Origin of the sequence: Mycobacterium sp. NPDC006124 (assembly GCF_040614235.1) — a bacterium.
Classification (GTDB): domain Bacteria; phylum Actinomycetota; class Actinomycetes; order Mycobacteriales; family Mycobacteriaceae; genus Mycobacterium.
Map to the genome: position 1 here is coordinate 574,175 of NZ_JBEXUA010000001.1, position 17,126 is coordinate 591,300.

The window sequence follows — 17,126 nt, forward strand, 5'->3', positions numbered from 1 at the left end:
GTCACCCTCCGCGGGCCGCGCTCACCTGCGCCATGTTGGCCAGCCCGAGCTCTTGGGCCCTTTGCAGCCCCGCGGGCAGCGGCGCCTCGATCTCGGATTTGACCTCGCCGTCGAGAAGACCCTGGAGCTTCTGCTGCAACGGGCTGCGCCCTGCCTGGTTGTCGATCTCCCGGAGGCCGTCCGGGGTCGAGTAGTCGTACAACTCCCGTTGCACCTCGCGAGTGGGGTCGACGACCGTGGTGCCCGGCTTCCAGTGGGAGTAGACGCCGAGCTTCCCGGCCGCGGTGCGGACGGCGACGATGTGGCTGGGTGCCGCGGTCGGCACCTCGCCGGCCCGCACGCTGGGCGCGTTCGGCATCCCCGCCGTGGGCAGCATCGTGGCCATTTCCTCCACGGTGATGTCGTCGGTGACGTGGGCGACCCACGGCCGACCCCGCTCACCCGGCCTCGCTGCTATCGAGGCGATGTCGGCGCGGGTCACCAGGTGCGCGTAGCGGGGATCGCTGCGCCACCCGTTGCCTCCGGTGCCGATCGTCAGCAGCAGCGGTGCGAGGTCGACGCTCGAGGTCAACTGGGTGCGCACGTCGCCGGGGGAGGGCGTGAGTGCTCCGGCGGGATCTCGGATGTAGAGCGGTACCCGGATCGCCTCGTCGTAGACCGCGGCCCCCTTGCCACGCATGCCGTGGGATCCGCCGTATTCGCCGTGATCGGAGGTGAAGACGACGACGGTGTCACGGTCGACGTCGGGACGCGCCGCCAGCGTGTCGAGGACCCTGCCGATCTGGTGGTCGACCTGTTGCTGCAGCCACAGGTAGACGTCGAGGCCGCGGGCCCACTGCTCGTCGACGTCGGGACCGCTGAACGGCAGCGCGCCGGCGAGCAGCGGAGCGATGAAGTCGACGTAGTCGAGCTGCAACCGGGGTTTGCCGCGCCGCCGGAGGTCCTCGGGTGTCTCGAAGTTGGGTGGCGTGGCGGTGAACACCCGCGGAACGTCTTGCGGCAGAGGCGTCTTCGGCCACCACATGATGTCGTGCGGGTTGACCAGCGAGACCGTCGTGCACCATGGCCCGTCGGCGGCGTGCTGGTCGAACCACTCGACGAACTGGTCGGTGATGCCAGGATCCTTGCGCAGGCCCTGATTGGGCGCGCCGTTGGGGGACGGGTAGGTGCCGCCGGCGAAGCCGTGCGCGTCGAGACCGTCGGGGGTGGTGTCGGCGGCCGCACCGAGGTGCCACTTCCCCCACCACCACGTCCGGTAGCCCTGCTCGCGCAGCATCGTGCCCCAGGTGGGGAACTGCGGGGCGAGGCTCGACTCGCTCGGGCCCTCGCCGGTGTACAGGCAACCGGTCTGATGTGAATACAGCCCGGTGGTCAGCACGCCGCGAGACGGGGTGCAGGCGTTGGAGGCGGTGTAGTGCGCGCCGAAGGACACGCTGCTCTGCCGCAGCCGCGCGAGGTTGGGCAGGTAGGCGTCGAGATCACCCGTGCCGGGAAACCACTGGGGTGCTCGCATCTGGTCGACGAGGATGACCAGGATGTTGGGCTTGGCACCCCCACCCGCTGCCGACTCGGTGCGACCGGGCCGACGAAGGAACTCGTACCCACCGAACGCGGCCGCCCCGCCCGCGACGACGGCGCCACCGGTCAACAACGTCCTGCGTGAGACTCCCGACATCGGTCAGCGGACCTGGGTGCGTCCGCGTTCCAGCACGGCCGCCCGGCTCGAGGCGATGTCGTCTCCGGTGGCGACCTGCATCCACCGCGTGGCCGAGGTGGCCTCGATCCACAGACCGGCGTCGGTCTGCTCCTGGTCGATGCGGTGGTAGGACTCGAGCAGCGCGCGAACGGCCTTGCGGTTGTTGCCGACGATGGCGGCCGCCACCGCGCGGGCCTTGGGCAGCAGGTCGTCGTGGGCGACGACCTCGGTCACCAGCCCGGCCCGCAGGGCGTCCCCGGCCGAGAGGTAGTCACCGGTCAGGCTCATCCGCCGGGCCATCCCGATGCCGACCTTCTGCGGCAGTCGGACGCTGAGGCCCCAGGTCGGCAGCAGTCCGACGCGGGCATGGGTGTCGGCGAACCGGGCGTTCTCCGAGGCGATCAGGATGTCGCAGTAGAGCGCCAATTCGAGGCCGCCGGTGACGGCGGCACCGTTGATCGCACCGATGACGGGCGTGCCCATCGCGGGCCACTTCGGCGAGATGTCGGGGAGCTGGGTCGTGTTGCCGAGTTCCTTGAGGTCCAGGCCCGCGCAGAACACGGGGTCGGCACCGGTGACGATGACGACGTCGACCGCCTCGTCGGCCTCGGCCTCGGCGAGCGCGGCGTAGAACTGGGTGCGCAGCTCCGCCGACAGCGCGTTGCGGGCCTGCGGTCGGTTCAGCGTCAGGGTGCGCACCCGGTCGGCGGTGTCGACCAGCAGGACGGAATCGGCTTCGGTGCTCGGCATGCCTTCACCGTATCGACCGCTCGACCTATCGTTGACGGCATGTGCCGCAACATCACCGAACTGCGCGGCCTGGAGCCCTCGGCGACGGCCGAGGAGATCGAGGCCGCCTCACGTCAGTACGTCCGCAAGGTCAGCGGCATCACGCGTCCGACGGCCGCCAACGCCGAGGCATTCGAGGCCGCCGTCGCCGAGGTGACCGCCACGACGACGCGTCTGCTGGCCGCATTGCCGCCGCGCCGTCAGCCCCCGAAGACGGTGCCGCCGCTGCGGCGACCCGAGGTGCGGGCGAGGCTCGCCGCCACGTGAGCACGCCCGCGCTCAAGGAGTGGAGTGCGGCCGTCCACGCCATGCTCGACGGTCACCAGACGGTGCTGCTGCGCAAGGGCGGCATCCACGAGAAGCGCTTCGACGTCTCGGCCCGCGAATTCGTCTTCTTTCCGACCGTCGCCCACGGCCACGCCGAACGCGTCCGCCCCGAGTACCGCCATCTGCTCGAGAGCGCCGCACCGGACAGCACCGAGGACGGGGTGATGTTGCGGGCCGGTGCGCGCGTCGTCGCCGCGATCCCCGTCGAGCGGCCCGACGGGCTCGAGGAGGTGGCCGACGCCCACGTGTGGACGGCGGAGTCGGTGCGCACGGATCGGCTGGACTTCCGGCCGCGGCACCGGCTGACGGTGCTCGTGGTCCAAGCGCGCCCACTGCTCGAACCGGTGCGGTTGCCCCGCGACTCGTCCTACGCCGGATGCAAGAGTTGGGTCGACGTGCCGGTTACGCCGAGGTGGGGCGATCCCGTCCACGACGACGCGGTGCTGGCGTCGGTCGTCGAGCGGGTCAGGGCGTCAGTGGGCTGACGGTGGCTGCGTCCCGGCGGGCAGTACCAGCTTGGACACCCTGCCCGCGCCGTGGTGCACCGTGTGTCGTTGCACCGCCATCGTCGTGCCGGAGACTGCCGGCTCGTCGGTGCCGAGGTTGCGCACGAACCGCGGATGCGAGCCGCCGGCGACCGCGACGCGCAGCCGGGACCCGACGGGGAACCGGTGTGCGACCGCGTCGAGGGTGAGCCGAAGAACCTCGATGTCCTCGCCGGAATGCGTGTTGCGCCGGAGGAATCCCTCGGTGACGTTGGTCGAACGACCGTCGGGATCCACTTGGCTCAGCCGCACGAAGACGTCGTGGTGGGGGTTGTCGCAGGAATGGGCCAGCTCGACGACCGGGCTGCCGACGAGGTAGAGATCCGCGGCCAGGGGGTCACCGGTGAAGTCGAGGACGTCGGAGCGCAGCGACAGTCCACTGTCGTCGCGGTAGCCGCCGTCGGGTGAGAGCAGGCGACCACCGACGGTGGGGGTCGGCGCGGCCGGGTCGAAGGTGAACGTGGACGACTCCGAGGACGGCGCGCAATCCTGCGGTGGCTCGTCGCAGAGCCGGTGTGCCGGATGGAGGTAGGACACCCGCTCCGGCATCGTCGGGGGCCACGCGTCGAGGTCGAGCCAGTCCCCGCCGTGCACGTGGGCGCGCACCGGGCTTCGCGGCGGGGCGGGCCGTCCGCCGAGGTGCTCGTCGAGCCACGCGAGCGACTCGCGCAGGACGATCGGTGCGCCCTTGGTCATCACCTGGGTATGGGTCCACGAGCCGACGGTCAGCGCCGTCGTGACGCCGCGCTCGCGCAGGTGGGCGAACTGGCCGAGGGTCTGGTCGAGGAAGAGGTCTTGCCAGCCGCCGAACAACAGGACCGGGGCGTCGACGCGGTCCAGGGCGTCGGTGAGCCGCAACGGTTCCCAGAACGGGTCCTTGCGGTCGGGATGCTCGACCCACGACTCCCACCACGGCGCGCCGGTCCCCAGCATGGCGCGTCCAGAGGGTCCCATCGGCGCCTCGTTGGCGGTGCGGGCCACCCGGCGCCGCGACCGGGCCTGCCCGAGCGCGTCGAGCAGGCGGTTGCCGTCCTCCTGGTGCGACATCATGTCGCTCCATCCGAGGAAGTCGTTGAGCGTGAACGAGCCGGTTCCCCAACTCGACTCGCTGAAGTCGTGGGGGCCGACGGTGATGATCGCGGCCTTCAGCTCCGGCGGGGGATCCATCAGGATCGCCCACTGGGTGAAGCCGAGATAGGACAACCCGATGGTGGCGAAGGTTCCGGTGAACCAAGTCTGGCGGCGCAGCCATTCGACGGTGTCGGCCCCGTCGGCGACCTCGTGGACCATGGGGGTGAACTCTCCGCCGGACCCGAACGTGCCCCGCACGCTCTGGATGACCACGTGGTACCCGCGGGCGGCGTAGACGGTGCCGAACAGGCTCGAGAACGGGAAGGCGCGGCCGTAGGGGCAGCGCACCAGCAGCGTTCCCCTCGGTTCGGCCGTGCGCGGTGCGTAGTGATCGGCGAGGAGGTCGACGCCGTCGCGCATCGGCACCGGCAGTCGGCGTGTCACGGTGAAGTCCGTGGTGGGTGGGGGGAGGTGCAGGACTCGGCTCAGGGCGTGCGAGGCGATGCGCTTGGCGGTCAGTCGGGAAGCCACGCCGTGCACGTTACGCAACCCGATCAGGTGCTCAGAACTTGTAGTACGGCACCAGCTGCTGAGCGCGCTGCAGGTTGGTCTGCATGCAGTCGACGTCGTCGGCGCTGTAGACCGGGGCGTAGAAGAGCGACTGCTGCAACACGCCGTAGCTGGTGTCGAAGGCGATCATGCAGCTGAACCAGAACCGATTGTTGCGGTCCGAGGGCTTGAGGATCCAGTACTGCGCCGCCCGGTGGCCGGCGATGTCCATCTCGACGGCGTCGGCGGGCAGCGTCTGCTCGTAGGTGCGCCAGACGAACGCCTCGACGGCCATTTGGTAGTTGCCCGCGTCGTAGTGGCAGCGCAGGCCGTCTTCGTGCTCGGGCGGGGTGAAGCCCAGGCCCAGGCCGTTGATCACGTCGACCGGGATGTCCTCGCAGGGGTCGAACGGGCGCGGATCGGTGGTTTCGATCACGGGCCACTTGATGCTGCTGGACACCCCGCTGATGGGAATCGAGGTCGACCGCAGCTGGACGGACCCGGTGTCGGCCGGGGTGAGCGGGTTGGTCTGCCAGACGACGATCACGGCTGCGACCAGTGCGCACATCGCCGACAACAGGCGCAGTCGGGGGGCTACGCCACCCCGCGGGGCAGCCGTCTCGCGCACGTCGTCCATTGCCGGGAGTGTACAAGCGTCACGACCGCGATCTGACCGAAAAGCAGAACACGTTCTAGTTGCCGGGTGAAGTTCGCGCCGCGGCGCACGTAGGCTGGAGCGTTGTGTCTCCGCAGTCTCACGACCGTCGCCATCCCACGCTGTGGGCGATCAGCGACCTCCACGTCGGCCACACCGGCAACAAGCCCGTCACCGAGTCGCTTCATCCGTCCTCGCCCGACGACTGGTTGATCGTCGCCGGCGACGTCGGTGAACGCACCGACGAGATCCGGTGGTCGCTGGACCTGCTGCGCAAGCGGTTCGCGAAGGTGATCTGGGTGCCCGGCAACCACGAGCTGTGGACCACCGCCAAGGACCCCATGCAGATCTTCGGCAAGGCCCGCTACGACTACCTGGTCACCATGTGCGACGAGATGGGCATCGTGACCCCCGAGCACCCGTATCCGGTGTGGAACGACGAGGGCGGTCCGGCGACCATCGTGCCGATGTTCCTGCTCTACGACTACTCGTTCCTGCCCGAGGGCACGGCCACCAAGGCCGAGGGTCTGGCCATCGCGCGGGAGCGCAACGTCGTCGGCACCGACGAGTTCCTGCTCTCAGCCGAGCCGTACGCCACCCGCGACGCGTGGTGCCGCGAGCGGGTCAAGGTGACGCGGGAGCGGCTCGAGGACCTGGACTGGCTGACGCCGTCGATCCTGGTCAACCACTTCCCGCTGGTGCGCGAGCCCTGCGACGCGATGTTCTACCCCGAGTTCGCGCTGTGGTGCGGCACCACCGCGACCAAGGACTGGCACACCCGGTACAACGCCCTGTGCTCGGTGTACGGGCACCTGCACATTCCGCGCACCACCTGGTACGACGGGGTGCGGTTCGAGGAGGTGTCGGTAGGCTATCCGCGAGAGTGGCGGCGCCGCAAGCCCTATCGATGGATGCGCCAAATCCTGCCCGACCCGCAGTATCCACCCGGCTATCTCAACGACTTCGGTGGGCACTTCGAGATCACCCCCGAGATGCGCGCCAACGCGGAGAAGATGCAGGAGAAGATCAGGAGCCGGCGCTCGTGACGGGCACGTTGCTGTCCCACGTCGTCCCCGCCGTGATCGCGTCGGCCGAGATGTACGCCGACCCCGTCGACCTTGTGCCGCTCCCCGAGGAGGAGCCGCTGATCGCGCGTTCGGTGGCCAAGCGGCGCAACGAGTTCGTCACGGTGCGCCACTGCGCCCGTCAGGCGCTCGCCGAGCTGGGGTTGCCCCCGGTGCCGATCCTCAAGGGCGACAAGGGCGAACCGTGCTGGCCCGACGGGGTGGTCGGCAGCCTGACGCACTGCGAGGGTTTCCGGGGCGCGGTGGTGGGACGGGCCGGCGAGGTGCGTTCCGTCGGCATCGACGCCGAACCGCACGCGGTGCTGCCGAAGGGCGTGCTCGACGCGATCAGCCTGCCCGCCGAGCGCGCCGAGATGGGGACGCTGCCCGGCGGCGCGCATTGGGACCGGATCCTGTTCTGCGCCAAGGAGGCAACCTACAAGGCGTGGTTCCCGATGACGCATCGGTGGCTGGGCTTCGAGGACGCGCGCATCACCTTCACCGTCGACGGATCCGGTGCCACCGGCACCTTCACCTCGGAGATCCTGGTCGACCCCCGGGCCGAGTCGGGGCCGCCGCTGACTTCGCTGTCGGGACGCTGGTCGGTCGACGGCGGGCTGGTGCTGACGGCGATCGTGCTGTGAGCCCTCCCCGCCCCGGTCTGGTGATCGTCGACAAACCCGCCGGGATGACCAGCCACGACGTGGTCGGCCGTTGTCGCCGGGTCTTCGGCACCCGCAAGGTCGGACACGCCGGCACGTTGGATCCGATGGCCACCGGCGTGCTGGTGGTGGGCATCGAACGCGCCACCAAGATCCTCGGGTTGCTGACCGCGACCGACAAGTCCTACGCCGCCACCATCCGGCTGGGTCGGACCACCTCCACCGAGGACGCCGAAGGCGAAGTCCTGCAGACGGTCTCGGCCCGGCACGTCACCGACGCCGAGGTCGAGGCGGCGGTCGCCACCCTCCGTGGCGAGGTCGACCAGATCCCGTCGGCGGTCAGCGCCATCAAGGTCGACGGGCAGCGGGCCTACAAGCTGGCGCGCGAGGGCAAGGTGGTCGAGTTGGCCGCCCGCCGGGTGCGTATCTCACGCTTCGAGGTCGTCGCGGTGCGTCGGGTCGAGTCCTTCGTCGACGTCGACGTGGAGGTCGACTGTTCGTCGGGCACCTACGTTAGGGCGTTGGCACGCGACGTCGGAGCGAGGATCGGCGTCGGCGGGCACCTCACCACGTTGCGCCGGACCAAGGTGGGCCGCTACGGGCTGCAGGAGGCGCGCACCCTCGACCAGCTCGCCGACGCGCCGCAGCTGAGCTACTCGCTCGACGAGGCCTGCCTGCTGGGGTTCGCGCGCCGTGAGCTGAGCGACGAGGAAGTCGACGCCGCGTCCAACGGCCGCGCGTTGGCGCCGGCCGGCATCGACGGCGTGTACGCCGCAACGGCCGCCGACGGTCGGGTGATCGCGCTGCTGTCCGACGACGGTGCTCGGACGACGTCGGTCGTCGTCATCCGTCCGTCGACGCTCTAGACACCCGGCGGTCGTGGTCGAGCCATGCGACCACGACGACGTGCGGGAAGGTGAGGGCGAGTAGGACCGACACCCCGGTCATCACCACGCCGACGTCGGATCGGTAGGCGAAGAGGATGGCGAGCACGATCAGCGCCGCTGCGGTGGGCAGGGCCGCCGAACGGGCGAACGACCTGGCCTGCAGTCGAATTGGCTGACCGGGAGCGAGGGCGTCCATCAGTCTGGTCGTGTGTCGGAGGGCGTGCCAGAGGCCGAAGTACACCCCGAATGCCGCGAACACGGGCACGGTGAGGAACAACGTCAGCAGGGCGACCGACTCCACCGCCTCGAGAACGTGTCGCCGCCAGAGTTGGCGAAGCGTGGAGACGGTGCACATCGAGACGACGGCGACCGTAACCGCCTGTGCGGGAATCGCGTTCACCCAGTCGACCAGCTGGGGCAGGAGCGGCTTCATGGCGGATCGACCGTCGACCGACCAGAGCGGCAACGCCACCACGACCACGCCGTGGGTGACGGCATCCCACCAGCCCTCGCGCAACCGGGGCACGGGGCGGTCGTGGCGTTCTGCCACGTAGGTCGTCTCCGCCCACCCGAAGTGCCACGCCGACACCACGAGGAACGTGGCGAATCCGAAGCTGGGGGCCAACAGCGTCCCCACGCTCGCCACCGCGGCGATGACGACGTACACCCCGGCGACGAGCGCCATCCGGGCGGGCGCCTGCCAGCGCCGCGACGTCAGCCCCGGCACCAGATGATCCATCGCGCCGTGCGGCACTCCGGCGACGATGCCTGCGGCGGCGACGGCCGGGGCGACCGTCTCCAGGCCGCTGCGGTCGACGCACGCCCATCCGACGATCGCGGCGACCGCGGTCAGGCTCAGTAGCGTCGCCCACCGGTCGAGGGCATGCGGCGGCGGCGACGTCCGGGTCGTCAGCCCCGCCGTCGCGGTCACCGGAGCCGCGAGGGGGCGTCGACCAGGATGCCGGTGCGGCGTGGCGGGAGCACAGCGCGACTCTACGCTCTCGTTCCTTCACCGCATATGGCCAAAGTGGGACCATGCCAATCGATTTGACGCCGGAACATGAAATGGCCGTCAAATGTGACGTCCCCCGCCATGCGTCACCATTGCGTAATGACAGTCCTAATTGTCGCAGGTGTAACGTCACGAATGTCGGGTCACAGCCACTTCCTCCGGTCGCCACGAAGCCGCGGCGACAAAGGATCCGGACCAACAGTGGAATTGACCGGGGCTGCTCCCGACGTCGGACGAGGTCGCTCGAACACGACGGCTCATCGAGCCAACGACCGCTATTCGCCGACTCGCTGCGTCCACCCTGCCCCACGTGCATCGCCCCTCTGCGTCGAATTCGCCGTGCGCGAAAGTCGTAGTGCCACAAAAGGAGTGCAATGATTCCCGAACAATTGACCCAGGGTCAGTTCAACACGGTCTACAACCTGCTGTCGCTGGTGATCGCGGCGCAGCTGTTCACCTCGATCTACCTGCTCGTGGTCCAGCCTCGAGTACTTCCGCGGTACCGGCAGGCGCTGGTCGTCGCCGCCATCGTCTGCGGGATCGCGGCCTACCACTACTTCCGTATCTTCGACTCCTTCAAGGCGGCCTTCGTCACCGACTCGGTCGGCGGCCGCGGGATCTACACCCAGGCGCCGGGCGCGGAGTTCAACGAGGGCTACCGCTACGTGGACTGGTTTCTGACCGTGCCGTTGCTTCTGCTCGAACTCGTCGTGGTGCTGGCACTGGCCAGGAAGCTTCAAACCTCGTTGCTGTTGCGACTGATCCCCGCTTCGGCTCTGATGATCGCCCTGGGCTATCCCGGTGAGATCAGCGGAGACAACCTGACGCGCAACGTCTTCGGGCTGCTGTCGACCATCCCGTTCCTCTACATCCTGTACGTGCTGTTCGTGGAGTTGACCCGCTCGCTGGATCGTCAGCCACCGGCGGTGCGCCAAACCGTGAGCCGGATGAGGATCCTGCTGTTCGCGACGTGGGGTGTCTACCCCATCGCCTACCTGATTCCGTTGCTGGGCTTCGACGGTGCCGACGCCTGGGTGGGCAAGCAGGCCGGCTACTCGATCGCCGACATCCTGGCCAAGGCGCTCTACGGTCTGCTCGTCTTCCGGATCGCCCGGCTCAAGTCCTTCGCCGACGACCCGGGGTTCGGCTCACTGGAGGGGTCGGACGAGGAAGCCGTCGTCGAACGGGTCGAGCCGCCGTCGACGCCCGCGACCGCCGGGCGGTAGTCGCAAGACGTGTAACGCGTTGTCCGCCAACGGTGGACGGCCGCAGAGTTGGCCTCGGCTGGCTCTGCGGCCGAGCGTTGCTCGTTCGGTCAGACCACCCAGATTGCTTCTGCCGCAGGATTTCCCAGGTCGACGGTGGTCTCGGCCGCACCGGGCGTCGTCACGCCGACGGAGATCATCCCGGCGAAGTCTCGTCGCGCCAGCACCGTCAGCTGCGAATCCAAGGTGATGCCGACGTCGGAGAAGTAACGCAGCATCTCCGGGTCGGCGTCGGAGATGCGGGCCACGGTGGCCGTGTCACCGTCGTGACACATCGACAGCTGGCGGGCGGCGGGGGTCGGCACCCGACCGTCGCGGGCGGGAATCGGGTCACCGTGCGGGTCACGGGTGGGGAAGCCGAGCTTGGCGTCGATGCGGTCCAGCATGCGGTCGGACACGGCGTGCTCGAGCACCTCGGCCTCGTCGTGAACCTCGTCCCAGCCGTATCCGAGCTCGCGCACCAGGAACGTCTCCATCAACCGGTGGCGGCGCACCATGGCGAGTGCGGCGAGACGGCCGGCGTCGGTGAGCGTCACCGCACCGTACTTCTCGTGGTCGACCAGACCTTGGTCGGCGAGCTTGCGAATGGATTCCGAGGCCGTGCTGGCCGACACCCCGATGCGCTCGGCCAGCATCTTGGTGCTGACCTTGTCGACGGACCATTCCTGGGCGGTCCAGATCACCTTCAGGTAGTCCTCGGCAACCGATGACAAGTCGCGTGCGGTGTCCTCGGCGCTCATAATCAGAGAAGTTTAGGCAATCCGCCGCCCGTCCGGGCATCTGACGGTGCCAGCCGGGCGGGGGCGTCGTAGGCTTGCCGTCGTGCAGCGCTGGCGGGGCCAAGACGAGATCCCCACGGACTGGGGCAGGTGCGTCCTCACGATCGGTGTGTTCGACGGTGTCCATCGCGGTCACGCCGAACTGATCAACCACGCGGTCAAGGCGGGCCGCTCCCGGGACGTGCCGACGGTGCTGATGACCTTCGACCCGCACCCCATGGAAGTCGTGTTCCCCGGCAACCACCCCGCTCAGCTCACCACGCTGACGCGGCGTGCCGAACTCGTCGAGGAGATGGGCGTCGACGTCTTCCTCGTCATGCCGTTCACCTCGGACTTCATGAAGCTCACCCCGGAGCGCTACATCCACGAACTGCTCGTCGAGCGGTTGCACGTGGTCGAAGTCGTCGTGGGGGAGAACTTCACCTTCGGCAAGAAGGCCGGCGGCAACGTGAACATGCTGCGCAAGGCCGGCGAACGGGCCGGGTTCGCGGTGGAGGGCATGTCCCTGGTCGCCGAGGCGTCGGGCACCGCCCGCGACGAGACCGTCACCTTCTCCTCGACCTACATCCGGTCCTGCGTCGACGCCGGGGACGTCGTCGCGGCGGCGGAGGCGTTGGGCCGGCCGCACCGCGTCGAGGGCGTCGTGGTTCGCGGCGACGGCCGTGGCCGAGGCCTGGGGTACCCGACCGCCAACGTCGCCCCGCCGATGTACTCGGCCATTCCCGCCGACGGCGTCTACGCGGCCTGGTTCACCGTGCTCGGGCACGGTCCCGTGATGGGCACCGTCACCCCGGGTGAGCGGTATCAGGCCGCGGTGTCGGTGGGCACCAACCCCACCTTCTCCGGTCGCACCCGGACCGTCGAGGCCTTCGTCCTGGACACCGAGGCCGATCTCTACGGCCAGCACGTCGCGGTCGACTTCGTCTCGCGGCTCCGTGGGCAGGAGAAGTTCGGCTCGGTCGACGACCTCGTGGTCGCGATGGACCGCGACACCAAGCGGGCCCGGACGGTGCTCGCCCAGTCCTGAGGATTCGGTTCACGCCCCGAGTCGCTGTTAGACTCCCGGGCGACCCAGCGTGTGCTGCAGTTCGCGGCGGCCTCGCCTCAGTTGTAACTCGCGAACCCATGGATGGAGTTTGTCTAATGTCGCTCACCACAGAGCAGAAGAAGGAAATCCTCGGCCAGTACGGCCTGCACGAGACCGACACCGGTTCTCCGGAAGCCCAGATCGCCATGCTGACCAAGCGCATCTCCGATCTGACCGAGCACCTCAAGATGCACAAGCACGACCACCACTCGCGTCGCGGTCTGCTGCTGCTCGTGGGTCGTCGTCGCCGTCTGCTCAAGTACATCGCGCAGGTCGACGTGGCGCGGTACCGCTCCCTGATCGAGCGCCTGGGTCTGCGCCGCTAGTCCCCTTCCATGAAGGCCCTGCCTGCGGTCGTCGTCGTGGCGATGGCCCTGGCGGGGTGTTCGTCGGCGGCGGAAGCCGACGTCCGGGCCGGTGACTGTCTTCAGGTTGGCGGTCCGCCCGACCGGCCGGAGACCGCTCGAGTTCAGTGCGGCAGTTCGGAATCGAACTTCCGCGTCGTCGACGTGGTGCAGGACTCCGACGACTGCCCCGGCGACGTCGACACCTACTATTCGACGCGCAGTTCGTTCAGTGGATCTGGTTCGACCATCTGCCTGGACGTCGACTGGGTGGTCGGCGGTTGCATGAGCGTCGACCCCGAGAACTCCCATGACCCGGTCCGCGTCGACTGCCGTGACCGGTCGGCGTCGAATCGCCAGCGAGCCACCCAGATCATGCGCAACGTCGCCAACGTCGACCAGTGCGCGACCGGCACCGGTTATGCCTACGGCGAGCGCCGGTTCACGGTGTGCGTGGAGGACGTGTCGTAACCGGCCCCGCTCGGGGACGCGGTGAGGGTGACGCGGGACGCCCACCGGCGGGTTCCGAGGTTGCCCCGGTGTAACATGAACGTGTTTTGAGCCTGTTCTGGCTCTAACGTCGGTGCGGTTCGCGCATATCCGCGGGCACCGTTCCAGTGCGTCACCGGCAGGATCCGTCTTCGAATGGGCGGTCTTCGGTAGTGGCTGCCGGAGCCCCCCACACCGGGGAGGCTCCGACCGCTTCGATCGACGGCCGTCGGCATTTCCCGGGTTCTCCTGCGTGGCGCTCGAAAAAGGGGTGCCACTGGGCACCACACGAGAACCAAAGAGGCCTGACACACGTATGTCTGCAACTGAAATCGAAGACGGCGTATTCGAATCGACCGCCGTGATCGACAACGGGAGCTTCGGCACCCGCACCATTCGCTTCGAGACCGGCCGGCTGGCCAAGCAGGCCGCCGGCTCGGTCGTCGCCTACCTGGACGACGAGACCATGCTGCTGAGCGCCACCACGGCCAGCAAGCAGCCCAAGGACCACTTCGACTTCTTCCCGTTGACCATCGACGTCGAAGAGCGCATGTACGCCGCGGGCCGCATCCCCGGTTCGTTCTTTCGCCGTGAGGGTCGTCCCTCCACCGATGCGATCCTGACCTGCCGCCTGATCGACCGGCCGCTGCGGCCGACGTTCATCTCCGGCCTGCGCAACGAGATCCAGGTCGTCGTCACGATTCTGAGCCTGGATCCCAAGGACCTGTACGACGTGCTGGCGATCAACGCCGCGTCGGCGTCCACGCAGATCTCGGGCATCCCGTTCTCGGGCCCCGTCGGCGGCGTCCGCGTCGCGCTGATCGACGGCCAGTGGGTCGCCTTCCCGACGGTCGAGCAGCTCGAGGGTGCGGTCTTCGACATGGTCGTCGCGGGTCGTAAGGCCGGTGACGATGTTGCGATCATGATGGTCGAGGCCGAGGCCACCGACAAGGTCATCGAGCTGATCGCCGCGGGCGCAGGTGCGCCTACCGAGGCCGTCGTGGCCGAGGGCCTGGAGGCCGCCAAGCCGTTCATCGCCGCGCTGTGCAACGCCCAGCAGGAGCTGGCCGAGTCCGCTGCGAAGCCCACCGCCGACTACCCGGTGTTCCCCGACTACCAGGACGACGTGTTCTACGCGGTGTCCTCGGTGGCCACCGCCGAGCTGGCCAAGGCGCTCACCATCGCGGGCAAGGAAGAGCGCGACGAGCGCACCGACCAGATCAAGGGCGAGGTGCTCGAGCGTCTCGGCGAGACCTACGCCGGTCGTGAGAAGGAGATCGGTGCGGCGTTCCGGTCGCTGACCAAGAAGCTGGTCCGCCAGCGCATCCTGACCGATCACTTCCGCATCGACGGCCGCGGCATCACCGACATCCGCGCGCTGTCGGCCGAGGTGGCCGTCATCCCGCGTGCGCACGGTAGCGCGCTGTTCGAGCGTGGCGAGACCCAGATCATGGGCGTCACCACGCTCGACATGGTCAAGATGGCCCAGCAGATCGACTCGCTGGGACCGGAGACGTCCAAGCGCTACATGCACCACTACAACTTCCCGCCGTTCTCGACCGGTGAGACCGGTCGCGTGGGTTCGCCCAAGCGTCGCGAGATCGGCCACGGAGCGCTCGCCGAGCGCGCCCTGATGCCGGTGCTGCCGAGCATCGAGGAGTTCCCGTACGCCATCCGTCAGGTCTCGGAGGCGTTGAGCTCCAACGGTTCCACCTCGATGGGCTCGGTGTGTGCCTCGACGCTGTCGCTGCTGAACGCCGGTGTGCCGTTGAAGGCACCGGTTGCGGGCATCGCGATGGGTCTGGTGTCCGACGACGTCGAGGTGGACGGAAAGACCGAGCGTCGCTTCGTCACCCTGACCGACATCCTGGGCGCCGAGGATGCCTTCGGCGACATGGACTTCAAGTGCGCCGGCACCAAGGACTTCGTCACCGCCCTGCAGCTCGACACCAAGCTCGACGGCATTCCGTCCAAGGTGCTCGCGGGTGCGCTGGCCCAGGCCAAGGACGCGCGCATCACCATTCTCGAGGTCATGGCCGAGGCCATCGACGAGCCCGACGAGATGAGCCTCTACGCGCCGCGCATCACCACGATCAAGGTGCCGATCGACAAGATCGGCGAGGTCATCGGGCCCAAGGGCAAGATGATCAACTCGATCACCGAGCAGACCGGTGCGTCGATCTCGATCGAGGACGACGGCACCGTGTTCGTCGGCGCCTCCAACGGCGAAGCGGCGCAGGCGGCGATCGACCTGATCAACGCCATCGCCAACCCGCAGCTGCCCAAGATCGGCGAGCGGTTCCTCGGAACCGTGGTCAAGACGACCGACTTCGGTGCGTTCGTCTCGCTGCTGCCCGGTCGTGACGGCCTGGTCCACATCTCGAAGTTGGGCCGCGGCAAGCGGATCAACAAGGTCGAGGACGTGGTCAAGGTCGGCGACAAGTTGCGCGTCGAGATCGCCGACATCGACAACCGCGGGAAGATCTCCTTGGTTCTGGTGGCCGAGGAAGGTGCAGCGGAGCCGACCGACGCCCCGTCGGACGTCGCGACGGACACGGGTGCCGAACCCGCCGATGCCACGATCAACTGACTCGTCGCACCACACGTCCGCACCTGTCAGCAACCACGTCCGCCGCAGCACACTGCCGGGCGGGCTCCGGGTAGTCACGGAGTTCGTCCCGTCGGTGCGCTCGGCGTCCGTGGGGGTGTGGGTGGGCGTCGGTTCGCGCGACGAGGGTCAAAGCGTGGCCGGGGCCGCCCACTTCCTCGAACACCTCCTGTTCAAGTCGACTCCGACGCGGTCGGCGGTGCAGATCGCCCAGGCGGTCGACGCCGTCGGTGGTGAGCTGAACGCGTTCACCTCGCGTGAGCACACGTGCTACTACGCCCACGTGCTCGACACCGACCTCGAGTTGGCCGTCGACCTGGTGGCCGACGTGGTGCTGCGGGGTCGGTGCGCCGCCGAGGACGTGGAGGTCGAGCGCGACGTCGTGCTCGAGGAGATCGCCATGCGCGACGACGATCCCGAGGACACCCTCGGCGACGTCTTCCTCTCGGCGATGTTCGGCCACCATCCGGTCGGCCGTCCGGTGATCGGCAGCGTGGAGTCGATCTCTACGATGACTCGCACGCAACTGCATTCGTTCCACGTCCGGCGCTATACGCCGGAGCGCATGGTCGTCGCGGTCGCCGGAAACGTCGACCACGACGAGGTCGTCGCGCTGGTGCGCGAACACTTCGGTCCGCGGCTACTCGACGGTCGTGAACCCGTCGCGCCCCGCAAGGGCACCGGCCGGGTGCCCGGGCGGCCGAGCGTGGAACTGGTCAACCGCGACGGCGAGCAGACGCACGTGTTCCTCGGCGTGCGGACACCCGGCCGGCACTGGAACCATCGCTGGGCGCTCTCGGTGCTCAACAGTGCCCTCGGTGGCGGCCTGAGTTCGCGTCTGTTCCAACAGATTCGGGAAACTCGCGGGCTGGCCTACTCGGTCTACTCCAGCATCGACACGTTCTCGGACTCGGGAGCGCTGTCGGTGTACGCCGCGTGCCTGCCGGAACGGTTCGACGAGGTCACCCAAGTCGCCGCCGACGTGCTGGCCGAGGTGGCCCGCGACGGCATCACCGAGGCCGAGTGCCGGATCGCCAAGGGCTCGCTGCGTGGCGGCCTGGTGCTGGGACTAGAGGACTCGGGATCACGCATGCACCGAATTGGCCGCAGCGAATTGAATTTTGGCAAACACCGCAGTATCGACGAGACGCTGGCCATGATCGACGCGGTAAGTCTCGAGGAGGTCAACACCGTGGCGAAGCAGTTGTTGAGCCGTCCCTACGGTGCCGCCGTGCTCGGGCCGCACCGGTCCAAGAGGTCTCTGCCCCGCGCCCTTCGGTCGATCGCCGGCTGACGG

At 68.6% G+C, this 17,126-nt stretch carries 17 protein-coding genes; 11 read left to right on the top strand and 6 right to left on the bottom strand.

The window, feature by feature from the left end:
- Position 1 precedes the first annotated feature (1 nt).
- Together ABZ195_RS02710 and ABZ195_RS02715 are read right to left on the bottom strand one after the other, a co-directional pair.
- Complete coding sequence (locus ABZ195_RS02710; protein ID WP_355214604.1) at positions 2-1,675, bottom strand: sulfatase-like hydrolase/transferase; 1,674 nt, start codon at positions 1,673-1,675, stop codon at positions 2-4.
- 3 nt (positions 1,676-1,678) lie between these two features.
- Positions 1,679-2,446: an enoyl-CoA hydratase gene (locus ABZ195_RS02715; protein ID WP_355214606.1), complete on the bottom strand. Its 768-nt coding sequence runs from the start codon at positions 2,444-2,446 to the stop codon at positions 1,679-1,681.
- Positions 2,447-2,485: 39 nt separating this feature from the next.
- Here ABZ195_RS02715 and ABZ195_RS02720 point away from each other — a divergent pair, with 39 nt between their 5' ends.
- The gene (locus ABZ195_RS02720; RefSeq protein WP_355214608.1) at positions 2,486-2,752 is read left to right on the top strand and encodes a DUF2277 domain-containing protein; all 267 of its coding nucleotides are present in this window, start codon (positions 2,486-2,488) and stop codon (positions 2,750-2,752) included.
- Positions 2,749-3,297 carry a DUF1802 family protein gene (locus ABZ195_RS02725; RefSeq protein ID WP_355214609.1) on the top strand — a complete coding sequence of 183 codons (549 nt, stop codon included), beginning with the start codon at positions 2,749-2,751 and terminating at the stop codon, positions 3,295-3,297. The genes ABZ195_RS02720 and ABZ195_RS02725 overlap by 4 nt, the downstream gene beginning before the upstream one ends.
- On the opposite strand, the gene ABZ195_RS02730 is transcribed toward ABZ195_RS02725, so the two are convergent.
- Positions 3,286-4,959: a CocE/NonD family hydrolase gene (locus ABZ195_RS02730; RefSeq protein ID WP_355214611.1), complete on the bottom strand. Its 1,674-nt coding sequence runs from the start codon at positions 4,957-4,959 to the stop codon at positions 3,286-3,288. The genes ABZ195_RS02725 and ABZ195_RS02730 overlap by 12 nt on opposite strands.
- A gap of 31 nt (positions 4,960-4,990) precedes the next feature.
- Positions 4,991-5,614, bottom strand: coding sequence for a DUF3558 domain-containing protein (locus ABZ195_RS02735; RefSeq protein WP_355214613.1), 624 nt, complete (start codon positions 5,612-5,614; stop codon positions 4,991-4,993).
- 104 nt (positions 5,615-5,718) lie between these two features.
- Between ABZ195_RS02735 and ABZ195_RS02740 the strand changes: the two genes are divergently transcribed.
- From ABZ195_RS02740 to truB, 3 genes are read left to right on the top strand one after another with little or no spacing between them, the layout of a single operon-like run.
- Positions 5,719-6,678, top strand: a complete 960-nt coding sequence (locus ABZ195_RS02740; protein WP_355214614.1) for a metallophosphoesterase — start codon at positions 5,719-5,721, stop codon at positions 6,676-6,678.
- Positions 6,679-6,728: 50 nt separating this feature from the next.
- Entirely contained in the window at positions 6,729-7,340 is a 612-nt protein-coding gene (locus ABZ195_RS02745) for a 4'-phosphopantetheinyl transferase (RefSeq protein ID WP_355214940.1), read from the top strand.
- Positions 7,337-8,224: a tRNA pseudouridine(55) synthase TruB gene (truB, locus tag ABZ195_RS02750; protein WP_355214616.1), complete on the top strand. Its 888-nt coding sequence runs from the start codon at positions 7,337-7,339 to the stop codon at positions 8,222-8,224. Before ABZ195_RS02745 ends, truB begins: the two co-directional genes overlap by 4 nt.
- Here the strand turns inward: truB and ABZ195_RS02755 are convergent.
- The gene (locus tag ABZ195_RS02755; RefSeq protein WP_355214618.1) at positions 8,202-9,176 is read right to left on the bottom strand and encodes a Brp/Blh family beta-carotene 15,15'-dioxygenase; all 975 of its coding nucleotides are present in this window, start codon (positions 9,174-9,176) and stop codon (positions 8,202-8,204) included. The genes truB and ABZ195_RS02755 overlap by 23 nt on opposite strands.
- A gap of 455 nt (positions 9,177-9,631) precedes the next feature.
- Here ABZ195_RS02755 and ABZ195_RS02760 point away from each other — a divergent pair, with 455 nt between their 5' ends.
- A complete protein-coding gene (locus ABZ195_RS02760; protein ID WP_355214620.1) occupies positions 9,632-10,483 on the top strand; it encodes a bacteriorhodopsin-like in 852 nt (283 codons plus the stop codon).
- Positions 10,484-10,572: 89 nt separating this feature from the next.
- Here ABZ195_RS02760 and mntR read toward each other — a convergent pair whose 3' ends face one another.
- Positions 10,573-11,262: a manganese-binding transcriptional regulator MntR gene (mntR, locus tag ABZ195_RS02765; RefSeq protein WP_355214622.1), complete on the bottom strand. Its 690-nt coding sequence runs from the start codon at positions 11,260-11,262 to the stop codon at positions 10,573-10,575.
- An 82-nt stretch (positions 11,263-11,344) separates the two neighbouring features.
- Between mntR and ABZ195_RS02770 the strand changes: the two genes are divergently transcribed.
- From ABZ195_RS02770 to ABZ195_RS02790, 5 genes are all read left to right on the top strand, one after another.
- Positions 11,345-12,328, top strand: a complete 984-nt coding sequence (locus tag ABZ195_RS02770; protein WP_355214623.1) for a bifunctional riboflavin kinase/FAD synthetase — start codon at positions 11,345-11,347, stop codon at positions 12,326-12,328.
- A 116-nt stretch (positions 12,329-12,444) separates the two neighbouring features.
- Positions 12,445-12,714 carry a 30S ribosomal protein S15 gene (rpsO, locus tag ABZ195_RS02775; RefSeq protein WP_140688001.1) on the top strand — a complete coding sequence of 90 codons (270 nt, stop codon included), beginning with the start codon at positions 12,445-12,447 and terminating at the stop codon, positions 12,712-12,714.
- Between the two features lie 9 nt (positions 12,715-12,723).
- Positions 12,724-13,203: a hypothetical protein gene (locus tag ABZ195_RS02780; RefSeq protein ID WP_355214625.1), complete on the top strand. Its 480-nt coding sequence runs from the start codon at positions 12,724-12,726 to the stop codon at positions 13,201-13,203.
- A 334-nt stretch (positions 13,204-13,537) separates the two neighbouring features.
- Positions 13,538-15,811, top strand: a complete 2,274-nt coding sequence (locus tag ABZ195_RS02785) for a polyribonucleotide nucleotidyltransferase (RefSeq protein WP_355214627.1) — start codon at positions 13,538-13,540, stop codon at positions 15,809-15,811.
- Positions 15,795-17,123, top strand: a complete 1,329-nt coding sequence (locus tag ABZ195_RS02790; RefSeq protein ID WP_355214629.1) for a pitrilysin family protein — start codon at positions 15,795-15,797, stop codon at positions 17,121-17,123. Before ABZ195_RS02785 ends, ABZ195_RS02790 begins: the two co-directional genes overlap by 17 nt.
- The last annotated feature ends 3 nt before the right edge of the window (positions 17,124-17,126 follow it).